The organism is Rhodococcus sp. KBS0724, from assembly GCF_005938745.2.
Taxonomy (GTDB): domain Bacteria; phylum Actinomycetota; class Actinomycetes; order Mycobacteriales; family Mycobacteriaceae; genus Rhodococcus_F.
Genome location: NZ_VCBX02000001.1, coordinates 4,578,740 through 4,598,550 on the forward strand (window position 1 = coordinate 4,578,740; position 19,811 = coordinate 4,598,550).

Annotated in this window: 2 protein-coding genes; both read right to left on the reverse strand. The window is 61.8% G+C overall.

Going from position 1 to position 19,811, the window contains the following annotated elements:
• Positions 1-2: 2 nt before the first annotated feature.
• Positions 3-5,798, reverse strand: coding sequence for a non-ribosomal peptide synthetase (locus FFI94_RS21205; RefSeq protein WP_138869544.1), 5,796 nt, complete (start codon positions 5,796-5,798; stop codon positions 3-5).
• A 211-nt stretch (positions 5,799-6,009) separates the two neighbouring features.
• On the reverse strand, positions 6,010-19,689 hold the full coding sequence (locus tag FFI94_RS21210) for a non-ribosomal peptide synthetase (protein WP_138869545.1): 13,680 nt from the start codon (positions 19,687-19,689) through the stop codon (positions 6,010-6,012).
• Positions 19,690-19,811: the final 122 nt, after the last annotated feature.

Sequence of the window (19,811 nt, forward strand, 5' to 3'; positions counted from 1 at the left end):
GATCAATTCCTGAAGAAAGCCGCAACTCGAGGACCGATCAGCTCGAGCTGATCGGTTTCCATCATCGAGTGATGCGAACTCTGCACTGCTGTCTCCGTCAATGTTCCGTTCACATAGGGCTTCCATTCTGCGGCCAGTTCCGTTGTGGAACCGACTCCCACAGTGGCGCTGAGAAGTACAGCGTCACCGTCGAACACGCTCGGCTCGTACTCGTCGATCATCGAGGCGGCAGAAGTCGCAAAATCGTACAGCGATCCAAGTTGGTCGTCGGTGAGGAACGACAAGGAATCGAGCGAACGGCCTAACGTCAGGATCTCGTCTCTGCCCAGCGAACCGAGATCAAGAGTATCCCCGACGTCGACTCCCCACCCTGCGGCCAATTCGGCCACATTGTCATGCGCCTGGTTTTCTCCGACTTCGGTTGTCCCGCGCGGGTCGATCATCGCGAGCTTGACGTCGAAACCCTTCGAGCGCAACAGAACTGCACACGCATGTCCGATGAAGCCACCGAGCGAGTACCCGACGATATGGAAAGGGCCGCTCGGATTCACACTCAACATCTCGAGAACGTAGCGCTGCGCCAGGGCATCGACCGATGTGGGAAGTGCCCACGATTCCGCCATTACCGGCGCCTGCAGGCCGTAGAGCGGTGTCTGCACGTCGAGATGAGGAATCAAGCCGGATGCCTTCCATGCCAACCCGCTCATCGGGTGGATGAAGAACACCGGTACGGCCGATCCAGCTTCCCGGATCGGTAAGAGAACATCGAGTGCGTGATTCGACTCCTGCGCGCCACCACCAAGTGCGTCTTCGATTCGGGCAGAGAGGGATTCAACCGTCGATGCACCGAACAGCGTGCGCACCGGTACGTCGGCACCGACAGAGTTACTCAGTTCAGACGCCAGCTTCATCGCGATGAGGGAGTTGCCACCCAACTCGAAGAAATCATCATCCAACCCCACCCGATCAACACCCAACACACCCACAAACGCCGACGCCACCACCAACTCCACCGAAGACACCGGAGCCCGAAACACCCGAGCCTCGAACACCGGCTCCGGCAACAACGCCCGATCCAACTTCCCCGACGAATTCAACGGAAACGCATCCAACACCACCACAGCAGCCGGAACCATATAACCCGGAACCCGCTCCCCCACAAACCCCCGCAACACCGACACATCCACAACCGACCCCACAGCCGGCACCACATACCCCACCAACTGATCACCCGTCGCAGACCCACGCACCACCACCGCAGCCGACAACACCGAACCATGCGCCGTGAGCGCCGCCTCGATCTCCCCCAACTCAATCCGCTGACCACGAAACTTCACCTGAAAATCAGTACGACCAATGTACTCGAGTTCACCAGAGGTATTCCAACGAACAAGATCACCACTGCGATACATCCGCTCACCCGAACCGAACGGAGACGCCACAAACCGATCCGCACTCAAATCCGGACGACCCACATACCCCCGAGCCAACTGCACACCCGACAAATACAACTCACCCGCAACACCCACCGGCACCGGACGAAGGCGCGAATCCAACACAAACACCCGGCAATTCCACTCCGGCACACCCACCGACACCACAGACCCCGACCCAGCATCCGTCACATCCGCAAACGTAAACGACACCGCAGCCTCAGTCGGACCATACAAATTATGCAACCGCGCCGACGACACCAACCCGAACTCACGCACCGCCTCCACCGGCAACGCCTCACCAATGACCAACACATCACGCAACGAACCCAACAACCCCGGATCCACCAACGACGAAAACGTCGACAACATCGTCGGCACAAAATCCGTCACCGACACACCCTGCTCGTCAATCACCGACGCCAAATACCCCGGATCCCGATGACCATCAACCGACGCCAACACCAACACCGCACCCACCCGCAACGGCATGAAAAAACCCCACAACGACACATCGAACGTCGTCGCCGTCTTCTGCAAATACACATCATCCGACGTCAAGCAGTACTCGCCCTGCATGAACTCCAACTGATTCACAATCGCGCCATGCGAAACCGCCACACCCTTCGGCCGACCCGTCGACCCCGACGTGAAAATCACATACGCCGTATTCGACGCCCGCAACGGCAACAACCGATCCACATCAGAAACCCGCGCACCCGAAAAACCAGACACATCAACAACATCCACACACACAACCCGACGACCCGACGCCACGAAACCATCACGCTCCGTCGACACCACACACACCGGATCAGCCGAATCCAACACATACTCATTACGCGAAGACGGCGCATCCGGATCCAAAGGCACCCACGCCCCACCCGCACGCACAATCGCATACAACCCCACCAACAAATCCACCGACCGACGAACAGCCAACCCCACCAACGACTCCGGCCCCACACCCACCGAAATCAAATACCGCGCAAACCTGTTAACCCGCTCATCAAACTCCCCATACGAAAGCACCACATCACCACACACCACCGCCCGCGAACCCGAACACACCCCCACCACAGAATCAAAACCATCCAACAACAACCCACCCACAGACTCGTGAGACGTGTCATTGAAACCCTCGACGATGTGCTGCATTTCGTTGGTGGACAACAGTTCCACGTCACCCACAGCAGTTCCGGGCTCCGTCACGATCGCACGGAGAATGCGGGTCAACCGCTCTGCGAGTGCAACAACGGTAGGGGCGTCGAAAAGATCTGTCGCGTATAGCCACGACATGACCATGCCGGCACCGACACCGGCCGCGTCTTCGACCGGAGAGGCCGTCAACTGAAGGTCGAATTTAGCGATATCGATACCCGCATCGAACTCCGAAACCCGCAGGCCAGGCAATTCCAGAGCCTCGCCCGCCATATTCTGGAAGAACAACGCAACCTGGAACAACGGATGATGCGCCTGCGAACGGGCCGGATCGAGAACCTCCACCAAACGCTCGAAAGGCAAGTCCGCGTTGGCAAAAGCACCCAGATCAGTGTCCCGAACCTGATCGAGAAGCTCAGCGAACGACATACTCGGAGCCACCGATGTGCGCAACACCAAAGTGTTGACAAACATCCCGATCACATCGTCGAGCGCAGGCTCACCCCGACCGGAAATCGGCGAACCGACCACCACGTCGTCAGTCGACGCCACCCGCGCAAGCAATACCGCAAGCGCAGCATGCACAACCATGAACAGTGAAACACCACGATCCAACGCCAACTGTTCCAGAGCCCGATGCAATTCACCATCGATATCGAAACGATGCACCGCACCACGCGTCGACGCAACAGCAGGACGCGGCCGATCGAGCGGTAAGTCGATCTTCTCCGGCAACCCCGCGAGATTCTCACTCCAATAACGCAATTGCTCCGACATGAGCGACGCCGGATCGGAATCGACACCCAAAACCTGATGCTGCCACAACGCAAAGTCCGCATACTGCACCGACAACGGTGACCACGCCGGAGCCTCGCCCTGCGCTCGGGCAAGATAAGCTAACGCAACATCACGCACAAGAGGCCCAACCGACACACCATCGGCAGAAATGTGGTGAACCACCATCGCAAGAACGAAATCACCTGGGCCGGTACGGAAAAGACGGACCCGAAGCGGAACAGCCACGGAAACATCGAATCCCACGGAGACCAGTGGCAGCAAAGCTGCAAGCAACTCCGACTCGTCGAGATCCTGAGGATCCAGATCGATATCAGCGGTGGACACCTCGAGAACGTCCTGATAACCCAGACCACCGAACTCCGGATACACAGTCCGCAAAACCTCATGCCGAGCGACAACGTCCGCAACTGCCTGCGCAAGGGCACTCACGTCCAGTTCACCGGACAGCCGCAACACGATCGGAATATTGTTCACCGCAGATTCCGCATCGAAGCGGCTCAAGAACCACATACGCTGCTGCGCCAAGGACAGTGGCACTCGATCGGGCCGCGGCATCGGAGCCAGCACCACATGCCCGATCGACCCCGTCTCGGCTTCGATACGGGCCGCCAACTCCTCGACAGTGGACGCTTCGAACAGTGTCTTTACTTGAACCCGGGTATCAAACGCTGCGCCCAGACGTCCGGCCAGCTTGGCCGCGATCAAGGAGTTGCCGCCCAACTCGAAGAAGTCGTCCGAGGCGCCCACCTGCTCGAGGCCGAGGAGATCGGCAATCGCGTCGGCCACACGCTTCTGGGCAGGTGTGGACGGCGCCTGGTACGCCCGCGATTCGAACGTCGGCTCCGGTAGTGCGTCTATGTCGAGCTTGCCCACCGGGGTCAGCGGAATGTCCTCGATCATCACGATTGCTGCCGGGACCATATGCCGAGGAAGTGCGCCGCACGCGTGGACCGTCAACGCATGAGCGTCGAGCGCGTTCGCGACCTTTACATACGACACCAAGGCTGCTTCGCCCGTCGGCCCACTCCGCGGGAGTGTCGCAACAAATTCGACGCCGGACACTGATGCCAGAACTGCGTCGATCTCTCCGAGTTCGATGCGGAATCCACGAATCTTGACCTGCGAGTCTCCGCGGCCCAGGTATTCGAGGCTGCGTTGGTCGTCGTCGGCCTTGATCCAGCGAACGGTATCGCCGGTGCGGTACAGACGTTCACCCGTGTCAGCGAACGGGTTTGCGACAAAACTTGCTGCGGTCGTCGCCGGCAGATGGTTGTATCCGCGTGCGAGATGTGTTCCGGAAACATACAATTCGCCGGCAGTGCCGGTCGCAACGGGCTGCAGGCGGGAGTCGAGAACGTAGAGTCCGGCACCGCGTATCGGGCCGCCGATCATGACCGGACTATCCACCGTCAGTTCGGCAATCGAAGCGACGACCGTAGTTTCGGTCGGGCCGTACGCGTTGAAGAACGCACGTCCTGGCGCCCACTGCGTCACCAGTGCCGGTGAACATGCTTCGCCGCCGACAACAACAACGTCGAGCGCGTCGAAACCGCCATCGGCAGAAAGCGATCCCAATGCCGCCGGCGTCATGAATGCGTGGGTGATCTTTTCTTCGGTGAGCAGTTCGGCGAGTTCGTCGCCGCCGTACACGTCGGGCCGTGCGATCACCATCGTGGAACCGCTGCCGAACGCGAGGAGCAATTCCAGAACGGAGGCATCGAAGCTGGGTGACGCAAAGTGCATGGTTCGCGATGCAGCATTAAGACCGTAACGTTCGACCTGCTCGGCGCACAGGTCCGCAATGCCGCCATGCGTGACGACAACGCCCTTGGGCCGGCCGGTCGAACCCGAGGTGTAGATCACGTACGCGGGATGCTCGGCACGGAGAGTTCCGACGCGTTCGGTGTAGGACACCGGGTCGGCAGGAAGCTCGGCAGCCTTCGCCAGAACCTCTGCGCTGTCGAGTTCCCACCACTGCAGGCTCGTAGGCAGTCCGGCCGAGACGGCGGCTACCGTCAAGCCGATCGAGACACCGGAATCGGAGAGCATGTGCAGTGCGCGATCAGCCGGGTAGTTGGGGTCCACCGGGACAAATGCGGCGCCGGTCTTCGCGACCGCCCACAGAGCACACACCGACTCGACGGAGCGTGGGATGGAGATGGCTACCCGATCCTCCGGGCCCACCCCGTGATCAATGAGGAGACGTGCCAGCTGCGACGACGCGGCATCCAGCTCGGCGTAGGTGACAGAACGACCGTCGAAGCGGATGGCGTCGGCGCTCGGATCGATATCGACGGCAGCCGCCAGTAGCTGCGGCAGCAGAGGCACGCGGACGCGCCGAGTGCGAGTGGGGCGGGGTTTGCGGCTACCGCGTGTCTTTGCGGGGGTCAGCTCGTCTGCGCTCATGCGATCACGTCCGGTGATCGATCTGCGTGTACGTCGGCCCCTTGCGCCATCAGACAACTCACCTTCGCGTAATACTTGTTTTCACGGCAATCCAGCCCGTTCCGGCTCCCCACAATGCATCGGCAACCGAGTGCCATTGTTACAGCCGCGGAGTTGCCGACAGCCGTGTACCGCGAGTGGATATGAGTTCCACCACTCGCGGTACACAGCATCACCAGGCTTGTGGGCTCTGCTCGTCGAGGACGTGTCCGAGATCCGGCAGTTCGCTGTGATCGACGCTCGCAGCGTCCTGCACCGCCAGGACCGCGTGCGTCACCCATTCGTCGGCCAGCAGGTCGTCGAGTGATTCGACATCGCCGGCTGCCACCACCCACGCAGCACCCGCCGCCGCGGCGAGCAGAATTGCCGGAACCCGTCCGCTCGCGTCGAATGCACCGGAGTGCAGCACACGTGACTCCACGTCGATCGTGTACTTCTCGCACCAGGTCGCCAAGGTTGCGGTGAGTTCTCCGTACGTCTGCTCCCAGGCGCCATCTCCGAACACCTGGAATGCGGTGTCGTCGGCAGTGAGCGGACGAATGCGGTCGGCGTAGCTGATTGCCCGCGTGGGCTGTGAGCCTGCGGCGCCGAGTGTTTCCGGCGTGATCGCGACAGAGTCCGGAGTCTTTCCGGCCTTCCCGACTGCTACCGCTGCGCCGGTCTTGACAATTGCCCAGCACGCCACCACTTCGTCTGCTCCCGATAGACCGGACAGGCTCACGATGTTTCCGGGGCCGACGCCATTCTCGATGAGCAGCCGCGCAAGTTGCGAGGACCGTGAATCGACGCCGGCGTAGTCGATCTCCTCGTCGCCGACGACAACTGCCGGAGCTTCCGGATCGGCCTCGACCACCGACGCCAGCACTTGCGGCAGGAGCGCCGCACTCGACCCGCTCGGCGCGCTCGGTTGAACGCTCGCGCCGACCGCCTCGTCTTTCTCTGCTGCGGTGAGTAATTCGATATCGCCGACCGGCGCCGACGGGTTGTCGGTGACCTGTTCGAGTACTCGAACAAAACGCTCCACGAACGATTCGACGGTTCCCTGGTCGAACAGATCAGTCGAGTAGATCCAGACGCCGGAGAGTCCGTATCCGTCCGCTGCGCTACTGAGTGTCAGTTGCAGGTCGAACTTGGTGGTCACTACGGGCGACTCGACGCCGCTGATCGTCAAGTCCGGCAGCGAGAACTCAGCTCCGCCAGCGGGTTCCAGCGACAAGATGATCTGGAAGAGTCCATCGGCCGATGCACCCAACGCTTCGGATACCTCTTCGAAGGGGATGTCGGCTTTCCCGAAGGCTTCCAGATCGACGTCGCGCACAGCAACAACCAGATCGTCGAAACTTGCTGCAGGGTCGACGTGTGTCCGCAAGGCTAGCGTGTTCACGAACATTCCAACCAGATCGTCGAGGGCGCGCTCCCCTCGCCCACCCACGGCGGTGCCGATCGCAAAGTCGTCGGTCGCCCCCACTCGGGAAACCAGCACGGCCAGTGCGGCGTGCAATGCCATGAAGGCAGTTGCATTCCGTTCGCGGGCGATCTCTACCAACCTCGCGTGGATCTCCTCACTGACGGTGAACTCGACAGCACCCGCTGCCGGTGACACAGCACTCGGGCGGGGGCGATCCGTCGGAAGTCCGGCCATCGAGGGAAGAGCAGCAAGCTTGCTCCGCCAGTACTCGAGTTGAGCGGCAGCGACACTACCGATCTCGTCGGCCGTACCCACGACGTCACGCTGCCACAGCGCGAAGTCCGCGTACTGCACGGTCAACGGACTCCACCCCGGAATACTTCCCCTGGTCCGGGCTTCGTACGCGATCATCATGTCGCGCGCCAACGGCGCCATCGACTCACCGTCGGCGGCAATGTGGTGCGCAACAAGGGCAAAGACGTAATCGCCGGTCCCGCAGTGCAGAAGTTCCATTCGCACAGGCACTTCGGTGGAGACGTCGAATCCCGTCGACATCACAGCGGCGACGCGTGCGTACAACTCGGATTCGTCACCGACGGCGACGACGGCGCACTGCGGTGCCTCGTCGACATCGAGAATCCGTTGCGTGGGTCCATTGTCGTCAGCCGGATAGAACGTCCGGAGCGATTCGTGCCGGTCAGTGACGTCGCGCAGCGCGGCCCGCAACGCGTCGATATCGAGGTCGCCGGTCAACCGCAGCGCCATCGGAATGTTGTACGTTCCTGCGGCCGTGTCCATCTGGTTGACAAGCCACATTCGCTGCTGCGCCAGAGACAAAGGCAACCGATCGGGCCGTTCGGCGGCCTCGAGCGACTTTCGTCGACCAGAACCCACGGACGCCGCAATGGCGAGGGCCAGTGCCTCGACCGTCGTGGCGTCGAACAGCATCCGAACCGGAACGGTGGTATCGAGCGCCTGGCCGAGACGGGCCGCGAGCCTCGTTGCGATGAGCGAGTTTCCACCGAGCGCAAAGAAATCGTCGTCGAGTCCGACCCGGTCCACACCGAGGAGGTCGGCAAAAACAACTGCAACAGCCTTCTCCGCAACGGTGAGCGGTTCGCGGTACTGCGCCGTGTCGAACACCGGATCGGGCAGGCGTCGACGATCGATCTTGCCGTTCGCATTGAGCGGCACCGAGTCGAGGACGATGAACGCCGACGGAACCATGTACTCCGGCAGTCGCTGCGCCACAGCGTCCCTCAAGATTTCCGGAACGATCACGGCGTCAGGTACACCGACGACGTAGGCGACCAACCGATCCCCCACCGCCGCATCGGAGTGCACGGTCACGACGGCGGTCCCGACGGATTCCACAGCGTTCAACGCCGCTTCGATCTCGCCTAGTTCGATGCGCAACCCACGGATCTTGACCTGGAAGTCCGTGCGCCCGATGTACTCGAGTTCACCAGCGGTGGTGCGACGCACGAGGTCGCCGGTTCGATACATGCGCTCGCCGGCCACGTCGAAGGGGTTGGCAACAAACCGTTCCGCAGTCAGGTCGTACCGGTTACCGTACCCACGGCCGACACCGACACCACCGACGTACAGCTCGCCGACCACTCCGGACGGAACAAGACCCAAGCGTGAATCCAGCACGTAGAGATCGATGTTCGGCACCGGTGAGCCGATCGGAACGCCAAGTGTGTCCGCCGGCGTCGCCTGCTGGAACGACACCACATCCGACGCTTCGGTCGGACCGTAGCTGTTCACGATTCGAACTCCGCGCGAGAGCAAGTCCCCCAGACGGCTGATCTGTATCGACTCTCCGCCGAGGAACACCACCTCGAGGCTTGCCAGCACATCGTCGGCATCGGAATCGATGAGAGCGTCGAACGCACTGGGCGACATGTTTGCCGTCGTGACCCGCTCATCGGCGATGACGCGAAGAATCTCGCTCGGGTCGAAGCCCGCGGGTGCCGGGTGCACACTTCCACCACTCGTCAGTGGTCCCCACACGTTCTTCTGCGTGAGATCGAAACTCGGTGACGACGCCACTGCCACCCCGGCACGTGGCGGAAGCGACTGGCGATACCACGCAACGGTATTCGCGATACCAGCCATCGGAACGACGGTCGGCTTCGGTCGCCCGGTCGAACCGGAAGTGGAAATGACGTAGCCGACTCGGGCATCCGCGCCGTCCTCACGCCAGTGATCGACCCAGGCCGGTACATCAACAGTGACCACAGGTTCGTCACCGATCAGCACCACAGGAAGATCGAGGACAGGCTTCACTGTCGCCACCACGCACCGTGCCGCGGTGTCAGCAAGCAGAGTGCTCACCCGCTCTTCCGGAAGAGCGGGATCGATCGGAAGATAGCCGGCACCGGCTTTCCACACGGCCACCATCGCCACTACCCACTGCCACGACCTCGGCAGGATCAATCCGACAACGTCGTCAGGACGGACGCCGGCGTCGACGAGTTGCGCAGCCACAACCGAAGACAGCGCATCGAGGTCCCCGTAGGACAATTCAACGTCACCGGCCACCACTGCGCACGCCGACGGATCGGTGTCGACGTACTGCGCGAACAGCGCCATCGGTGACGCGTCTATCCGGCTCTCGTCGCTGCCCCGTGACCACTCGAGAATCTCTGCCTGCTCAGATGTTTCGATGATATCGATATCACCGACCACCTGCGACGAGTCGGCGACCGCAGCGTGCAGAACGCGCAGGAAGCGGTTCGCGAGAGACGCAATTGTCGACTCGTCGAACAGGTCGCTCGCGTACGTGAACTGGGCGGTCAGTCCCCCGTTGCCCGACGACTCGGACTCGATCAACGTCAGTTGCAGATCGACTTTCGCCATCAGGTCCGGCAACGCGAAGTCGGCTACGTCCAGATTCTCCAACTGCAGAACCGACCGTTGCAGGTTCTGGAACGCAAGACCGACCTGGAACAACGCATGCCTGGCCTGAGAGCGCTCCGGGTTGAGAATTTCGACGAGCCGTTCGAAGGGGACGTCCGCGTGCGAGAACGCACCGAGATCCGCGTCGCGGACATGGGTGACAAGGTCCGCGAACGACAATTCGGCGTCGACCTCGGCGCGTAGCACCAGGGTGTTGACGAACATTCCGATCAGATCGTCAAGAGCACGTTCGCCGCGACCGGCGGCCGGCGTACCGATCACGATGTCCGATGTCCCGGACAACCGCGCGAGCACAATCGCGAAGGCGCTGTGCACCACCATGAAGAGCGACGCGTTGACCTCACGGGCAACTCGATCGAGACCGGCGCGAACATCGGCGTCGATCGAAAAGCTGTATCCCGCACCACTGTGCGACTCGATGCGCGGACGGGGGCGATCCGTCGGCAGATCAAGCTGGACGGGAATGCCGGCCAAACGCTCCTGCCAGTACCTGACTTGTTCGGAGATAACCGATTCCGCATCGTCCTCGCTGCCGAGGATCTGCCGCTGCCACAGCGCAAAGTCGGCATACTGCACCGGCAATGGTTCCCACTGCGGCGATTGGCCTTGCGAGCGTGCAACATACGCGGAGACGAAGTCGCGGATCAGCGGGCCCATCGAGAAGCCGTCGCCGCTGATGTGATGGACCACAAAAACGAGGACGTATTCAGACTCGCCCAGATCGAACAGCTGCGCCCGAACCGATGCCTCGTGGGTGACGTCGAACCCGGGAAGAATCACGCCTGCCACCCGATCGATGACCACGGATTCGTGAATGCGTACCGGCGAAAGATCCGGAATCATCCGCTCGACATCCATCAATTGCTGATATCCGACCCCGTCGATCTCGGGATATACCGTCCGCAGGATCTCGTGCCGTTCGAACACGTCACCCAGCGCCGCCTGCATCGCCGCGATGTCCAACTCTCCGGTCAGCCTGATGGCCACCGGAATGTTGTCCACACCCGAGGACGCGTCGAACCGGTTGAGGAACCACATACGCTGCTGCGCAATCGACAACGGAACAAGTTCCGGTCGTTCCTGCGCCACCAGCGGCGGGCGGGCACCCTTACCGGACAGCGAGTCTATAAGTGATGCAAAGGATTCAACTGTTGACGCGTCGAACAGCAGTCGGACGGGGACAGTCGTGTCGAGCGCTTCGCCGAGTCGTGCGACAACCTGCGTCGCGATGAGCGAGTTGCCACCGAGTGAGAAGAAATCGTCGTCGAGCCCAACCTGCTCGATATCGAGCAGATCGGAGAAAATCCGCGCGATCGCATGCTCTGCAGCGCTGCGCGGCGCACGGAAAGAAGCTATCTGGGCTACTGGATCGGGCAACTGCTTCCGATCCAACTTGCCGGAAGCACCCAGCGGAAACGCCTCGAGCACCACGTGCGCCGTCGGGACCATGTAGCCGGGCAGTCGCGCTGCCAGTGCCGCCTCGACCGATGCCCAGTCCACTACCCCGCCGGCGTGTCCCACGAGGTAAGCAACCAATTGTTCGTTGCGCACTGCCACCGCGGCCGACGCAACGGACGGCTGGTCGCGCAGTGCTGCCTCGATCTCGCCCAGTTCGATTCGCAATCCGCGCAGCTTGACCTGGAAGTCAGTCCGCCCGATGTATTCGACCTCACCAACGCTGTTCCACCGCACCAAATCCCCCGTACGATACAGGCGACTGCCGGAGGTTCCGTACGGATCGGCCACAAAACGATCTGCGGTGAGGTCCGGCCGCCCGACGTATCCGCGCGCCAACTGAATTCCCGCTAGGTACAGCTCACCCGCGACACCCACCGGTACCGGGCGCAGACGCGAATCCAATACCAGGACACGAGTGTTCCAGACCGGCGACCCGATCGGGACGATCTCGGAATCCGACGGCGTGACCTCGTGGAACGTGACATCGACTGCCGCTTCGGTGGGCCCGTACAGATTGTGCAGTCGAGCCTGTGGAAGGAGTGCGCACAGTTCCTGCGCAACCTGCGGTGGCAGTGCTTCGCCCGAGGCAAATACCCGACGCAGAGCATCCGCTCCGCGAACTGCGGGTTCTGCGACAAACAGTTCGAGCATCGAGGGCACGAAGTGCACAGTGGTGACGCCGTGTTCTGCGATAGCAGCTGCGAGGTATGCCGGTTCCCGGTGTCCGTCCACTGCAGCAACGACCAATCGAGCGCCAACCTGCAACGGCCAGAAGAACTCCCACACCGATACGTCGAACGTGAATGGCGTCTTCTGCAACACCACGTCGCTCTCGGTCAGCCCGTACTCGGACTGCATCCACACCAGACGATTCACGATCGCCCGATGCGACACCGCGACACCCTTCGGCTTACCGGTCGAACCGGAAGTGAAGATCACGTACGCGGTGTTTTCCGACCGGAGCGGTGTCAGCCGATCGGCATCGGAGATCGCAGCGTCCGAGTGAGCGGACACGGCGATCGTGTCCACGTGAACGACCGGACAGGCTGACGTTTCGAATCGATCCAACTCGGTCGTGAGAACACAGATCGGAGCAGCGGTGGCAAGCACGTACTCGTTACGTTCGGTCGGCTGATCCGGATCGATCGGAACGTACGCGCCGCCCGCCTTGGCTATCGCGTACATCGCAACGAGCAGATCGAGTGATCGCCGCATCGACAATCCCACCATGGCGTCGGGTCCAACACCGATCGAGATCAAATGGCGTGCAAGACGATTGATGCGAGCGTCGAATTCCGCATATGTCAGTGTCACACGGTCGAAAGTGACCGCAGGCGCATCGGGTGTCACCGACACCTGGGCGTCGAAAAGATCAACCAGCGTGGAGTCGGGAACACTGTGCTCGGTCGAGTTCCATTCGACGAGCACTCGCGCACGCTCGTCGGCACTCGCAACGTCGATGTCGCCGATTACGGCAGAAGAATCATCAGCCAGGGCTCGCAGAATCGTGACGTAACGCTGCGCAAACAGTTCCACGGTAGCCGCGTCGAAAAGGTCTGTTGCATAGTTGAACTGCGCAAGAAGACCGCCCTGCGGCGATTCGCTCACCGTCAACTGAAGATCGAATTTTGCGACGGGTGATTCGATGTCCACGGCGGACGCGACAACACCGTTCATTGCTGCCGACTCCGAACCGGTGCCGCCGAGGTTCTGCATCGTCAGCATGACCTGGAACAACGGGTTTCGGGCTTGAGACCGTTCCGGATTGATGATCTCGACAAGGCTCTCGAACGGGACATCAGCGTGATCGAACGCGCCGAGATCCGTTTCACGGGCACGGTGGATCAGGTCGGCGACCGTCGACGCCGGATCGACGTCGGTTCGCAATACCAAGGTGTTGACGAACATCCCGATCACGTTGTCGAGCACTTGCTCACCGCGGCCCGCTACCGGAGTGCCGATCACGATGTCGGTGGTACTCGACAACTTCGCGAGCAGCAGCGCAAGCGCAGAATGCACAACCATGAACAACGACGCGTTCGAAGCTTGCGCTACCGCATTCAAACGCGCGAGCAGATCCGCGTCAATGGAGAAGTCATGGTAAGCACCCTGATTGGACGCGATTCGCGGACGAGGTCGATCTGTCGGCAATTCGAGCTGATCCGGAACGCCGGCCAATTGTGTTCGCCAGTAGTCGAACTGCCCGGAAATCACCGAGTCCGGATCGCTCTCGCTACCCAGGACTTCGCGCTGCCACAAAGCAAAATCGGCGAACTGCACCGGAAGCGGTTCCCACTGCGGCGTCGCGCCGGCCGATCGCGCACCGTACGCCGCGACGACGTCCCGAATCAACGGAAGCATCGAGAATCCGTCACCACTGATGTGATGGACGACAAATACGAGAACGAACTCGGAATCAGCGATCCTCAGGAGCGAAACACGAATGGGCACTTCGGTGGTCACGTCGAATCCGGGGGCCACCACACTGGCAACCTGTGCCACGACGTCATCGGCGTCCACGTCGATCGGTGCCACGTCGATCAGACGAGTGGGTTCGAGCACCTGCTGGTACCCGACTCCGTCGATCTCGGGGTAAATGGTGCGCAAGCTCTCGTGGCGACGCACCAGATCGTCGAGAGCATCCTGCAACGCCGTGATGTCGAGCGCGCCGCTCAATCGCAGTGCGGCCGGGATGTTGTCGACATTCGATTCCGGTTCGAAACGGTTGAGGAACCACATGCGTTGCTGCGCGAGCGAGAGCGGCACACGCTCCGGCCGAACCTGTGCGGTGAGCGGAGGTCGCGCTGCTGTTGTGGTTCCCGAATCGATACGCGCAGCAAGGCCCCCGACGGTCGGCGCGTCGAACAGCGTCCGCACACCGATGGTGGTGCCGAGTTTCTGTCCCAGCCGCGCAACAACTTGAGTTGCCATGAGGGAGTTACCCCCGAGGGCAAAGAAGCTATCGCCGAGCCCGACGTGTTCCACGCTCAGCAGGTCCGAGAAGACCTGAGCCACAGCAATTTCGACATCTGTGACCGGCGCCTGGAACTCGGCACTACGAGCCACCGGATCCGGCAGCTGCGCGCGATCGAGCTTCCCGGCGGAGCCCAACGGGAACGCGTCGAGCACCACATGGGTGGCCGGAACCATGTAGCCGGGCAACCGCTGGGACAGCGTCGCGGCGATGATGTCCCAATCGATGACGGCCCCCGGCGCGGGCGTCAGGTACGCAACCAGTTGGTCGTTTCGAACCAGCACTACCGCCCCGGACACCGCCGGGTGATCGCGTAGAGCCGACTCGATTTCACCGAGCTCGATGCGCAGTCCACGCAGCTTGACCTGGAAATCCGTTCGACCGATATACTCAATCTCACCAAAACTGTTCCACCGCACCAGATCACCGGTGCGATACAACCGCTGACCGTTGCCGGAGAAGGGATCCGCGACAAATCGATCCGCACTCAGATCGGGCCGCGCCAGATAGCCGCGCGCAAGCTGAACACCGGCGAGGTACAACTCGCCCGCAACTCCGACGGGCACCGGACGCAGCCGCGAGTCCAGAACCAGGGCCCGGGTGTTCCAGACCGGCGCACCGATCGGCACACTTGCGACGTCGGATTCGCTGACCTCGTGGTACGTCACGTCGACTGCGGCCTCGGTCGGACCGTAGAGGTTGTGCAGGACAACAGCCGGAAGAACCTTCCGCAGCGTTGACGCCACCTGTGGCGTCAACGCCTCACCCGACGCGAAGACCCGCGTCAGCGAAGTACACGCCGCCACCGACGGTTCGCCGACAAACACGTCGAGCATCGACGGAACAAAGTGGGCAGTGGTGACGCCGTACTCCGAAATGGCTGAGGCGAGGTACGCGGGGTCACGGTGTCCGTCCGGCTCGGCAACAGCCAACCGAGCACCAACCTGCAACGGCCAGAAGAACTCCCACACCGATACGTCGAACGTGAACGGCGTCTTCTGCAACACCACGTCGTTCTCGGTCAGCCCGTACTCGGACTGCATCCACACCAGACGATTCACGATTGCCCGATGCGAAACCGCAACACCCTTCGGCTTACCGGTGGAACCGGAGGTAAAGATCACGTACGCGATGTTGTCCGATAGGAGCGGTGTCAGCCGATCGGTGTCGGCCAGCGCAGTGTCCGAGAACTGTTCGGTATCCAGCGAATCCAACGAGACAACCGTGGTGCCCGCAGTGAAACCATCACGATCGGTGGTCAGCACGCATACCGGTCGGGCCGTCTCCAGAACGTACTCGTTGCGCTCGGCGGGCTGATCGGGATCGATCGGCAGATAAGCTCCACCGGCTTCGATCACCGCGTACATCGCGACAACCAGGTCGATGGACCGCCTCATTGCCAGGCCCACCAACGTGTCAGGTCCGACGCCCATCGTCACCAGCATCCGGGCTAGTCGATGCACTCGGGCCGCGAATTCGCGATAAGTGAGCAGCTCGTCCCCGTAGACGAGTGCCGTGGCGTCCGGGGTCCGTTGCGTCTGCTCGACAAACATGTCGGCCAGCGTCTTTTCCGGTACCTCGTGGTCGGTCGCATTCCACGTGCCTATTACCAATTCGCGCTCGGCGACGGTCAGCAGATCGATGTCACCGACCACGACCGCCGGATCTTCCGCGACGGCGGCCAGAAGCGCACTCAACCGCGAGGCAACAGAATCGATGGTCGACGAGTCGAAAAGATCTGTGGCGTAATCGATCATGATCGACAGTCCGCCATGCTCGGTGTCTTCCCAGACGGTAAACTGGAGGTCGAACTTGGCAACCGCGGATTCCAGCTCGACACCGGTGACCGTCAACCCGCCGATCTCGGTAGCGCCGTGTTCACTCTGGCCGAGGTTCTGAAACGCCAGCATGACTTGGAACAGTGGGTTGTGCGCCTGCGAACGGGCGGGATCGAGGACCTCGACAAGGCGCTCGAACGGAACGTCCGTATGACCGAAAGCATCAAGATCCGTAGCGCGCGCGGTTTTCAGCACGTCCACGAACGAACTCGCAGAGTCGATCTCGGTGCGCAGCACCAGCGTGTTGACGAACATTCCGATCACGTCGTCGAGAGCACGATCGCCACGCCCTGCGACCGGGGTACCAATCGCGATATCGGAGGTGGCGGACAAACGGGCAAGAAGAACGGCAATGGCACTGTGCAGCACCATGAAGACCGAAGCCTTGTGTTGCTGAGCCAGCGATTCGAGCTTGACGAGCAGGTTCCGCTCGATCGAGAACTGTTGTGACGCACCACGGTTTGTCGCCACGGCCGGGCGCGGTCGGTCTGTCGGCAGTTCGAGCAGTTCCGGCATCCCTGCCAACTGATGCGTCCAGTAATCGATTTGGCGTGAAATCAACGATTCCGGGTCGCTCTCGTCACCGAGAACGGAGCGCTGCCACAACGTGAAGTCCGCGTACTGGACCCCCAAAGGAGCGATATCGGGTGCTGCGCCCTGTGATCGAGCTGCGTAGGCAGTTACAACGTCGCGGACCAGTGGCCCCATCGAGAAACCGTCACCGCTGATGTGGTGAACCACAAAGACAAGGACATACTCCGAGTCTGCGACCTGGAACAGGCGCACCCGCAAGGGAACTTGCGTCGTGACGTCGAAGCCCTCGGTGACAACGGCAGTGATGCGACTGATCAGGTCGGATTCCGTGACTGCAACCGGAGTCACGTCCAGCGGGACGTCGGACGTGGAAAGAACCTGCTGGTATCCGACACCGTCAATTTCGGGATACACGGTGCGCAGGCTCTCATGGCGCTCGACCAGATCGGTGATCGCGCCGCGCAAGGCCTCGACGTCGAGAGCGCCACTCAAGCGGAGGGCTACCGGAATGTGATCGACGGCCGACGCGGAATCGAACCGATTGAGGAACCACATGCGCTGCTGCGCCAACGACAGCGGAATCTGCGCGGGGCGTTCCTGGGCAACCAGCGGAGCTCTGGTACCGCCACCAGCAGAATCGCCTACGAGAGAAGCTAATTCGGATACCGTCGGAGCATCGAAGAAAGCTCGCATGTCGAGTTCCACGCCGAGTTCGGCGTTCGCGCGCGCCACCACTCGCGTCGCGAGCAGTGAATTGCCCCCGAGGTCGAAGAATCCGTCGTCGACACCGAGGTCGTCTCGGCCGAGCAGATCGGCAAAGATCGCAACCAACGTCTTCTCGACCGGCGTACTCGGTGCCCGGTATTCGACAACCTGCGCTGTGAACTCGGGTGCCGGCAGCGCCTTGCGGTCCAGCTTGCCACTCGCGTTGAGCGGAAACGCATCAAGTTCGACAAACAGCGACGGCACCATGTAGTCCGGTAGACGTCCACCCAATTCACGTGCAAGAGCGTCGGTGTCGAGCACAACTCCTGATGCGAGAACCACGTACGCCACCAGGTTGTCACCCAGCGCCGCGTCGGAGTGGACAAGCACAGCCGCCTGCGCCACTGCAGTGTTGTCGAGAAGTGCTGATTCGATCTCGCCGAGTTCGATGCGCAGCCCGCGCAGTTTCACCTGGAAGTCGGTGCGGCCGATGTATTCGAGAAGTCGCTGAGCGCCAAGTCCGCGCCAGCGAACGAGGTCGCCGGTACGGTACATACGGGCACCGGCTTCGGTGGGATGTGCAACAAACCGATCGGCCGAGAGATCAGGGCGGGCGACGTAGCCGCGCGCCAATTGGACACCGGCCAGGTACAACTCACCGGGCACGCCGGGAGGAACCGCTCGCAAGGCGTCGTCGAGCACGAGCAATTCGGTTTCGGCTACCGCACGCCCGATCGGAACGGACACCTCGTCCTGCTCGCCTGTTGCGTAGTAAGTAACGTCGACGGCAGCTTCGGTTGGACCGTAAAGATTGTGCAGCGCAGCCGAACTGACGTCGCGCAGTCGAGCCGCCGTCTGAGCTGGAAGCGCTTCACCGGACGCAAAAACGTAACGGAGAGTGGTGATCTCGGAAACCGAGGGCTCGGCGACAAAGACGGCCAGCATCGACGGCACGAAGTGAACGACCGTGACGCCGTATTCGATCATGGTGCGAGCGACATAGGCGGGATCACGATGGCCGTCCGGCTCCGCGATGACAAGCGATGCACCGATCTGCAACGGCCAGAAGAACTCCCACACCGACACGTCGAACGTAAAGGGCGTTTTCTGAAAAATGACATCCGCAGCGGCGAAGGCGTATTCGGTCTGCCGCCACTCGAGGTTGGCAACAATGGCGCCGTGGGCAACCCCGACGCCCTTGGGCCGCCCGGTGGAGCCGGATGTGAAGATGACATACGCGAGGTTCTCAGCGCGCAGGGGCGATCGCCGGTCGGCATCGGAGAGTTGCTCGGTCGAGTGCACCGACACGTCCACCGTGTCCATCTCGAGGACGGAAACACCGTCCGGAAGTGTCAGTGCGTCAGTGGACACCGTCAGTACCAGAACCGGCGCCGCAACATCGAGGACGTAGGCAACTCGTTCGGCCGGATGATCGGGATCGAGCGGCACGTACGCGCCGCCCGCCTTGACGATCGCGTACATCGCCACCAGCAGTTCCACAGACCGCCTGATACCGAGACCGACCAGCGTGTCCGGCCCGACTCCGCGTCGGACCAGTTCGCGGGCGAGCTGATTGGCGCGGCCGTCGAATTCGGCATACGTCAGCGCGGCGTCACCGAATCGGAGTGCAATCGCGTCGGGTGTTCGCGACACCTGCTCGTCGAACAGGCTCACCAGGGTTGCTGGGGCAACGGTCGGCACGTCGACGGCAACCACAGACGTGGCGTCGGCGATCAGGGCGTCCACGACGGCGCCGAGTCCGCCCTCCTGGGATGCGATCAACTCGGGTAGCACGGTGGAGATCACAACGGGGACGAGTGCGTCGGCACCCAACGCGCCGCCCATCGCGGCGTCGAGGGTTGTGAGCTCGCTGTTGAGACGTTCGTAGCTGATGTCCGTATCGCCGTGAGCAAGTGCGCGCCGGCCCGGTTCCACCTCGGCAACGGCTGCGATCAGTCTCGGAAGATCCTCAATCGTCAGCGACTGTGCTCCAGGTATTCCGACGGACATCTAGGCTTCCTCCAACTGACTGCGCACGAGCCGACAACAGCACGAACTGACAACACACGAGAAGCACCGGTAAGGCACAGCGTGTGCCGCCCCGATGCCTCCCACTGGGCAAATACTGCATA

Bases quoted from the DNA above. Each gene is read 5' to 3' on its own strand.
- FFI94_RS21210 (WP_138869545.1), bottom strand. From the start codon at position 19,689: ATGTCCGTCGGAATACCTGGAGCACAGTCGCTGACGATTGAGGATCTT.
- FFI94_RS21205 (WP_138869544.1), bottom strand. From the start codon at position 5,798: ATGAGCGCAGACGAGCTGACCCCCGCAAAGACACGCGGTAGCCGCAAA.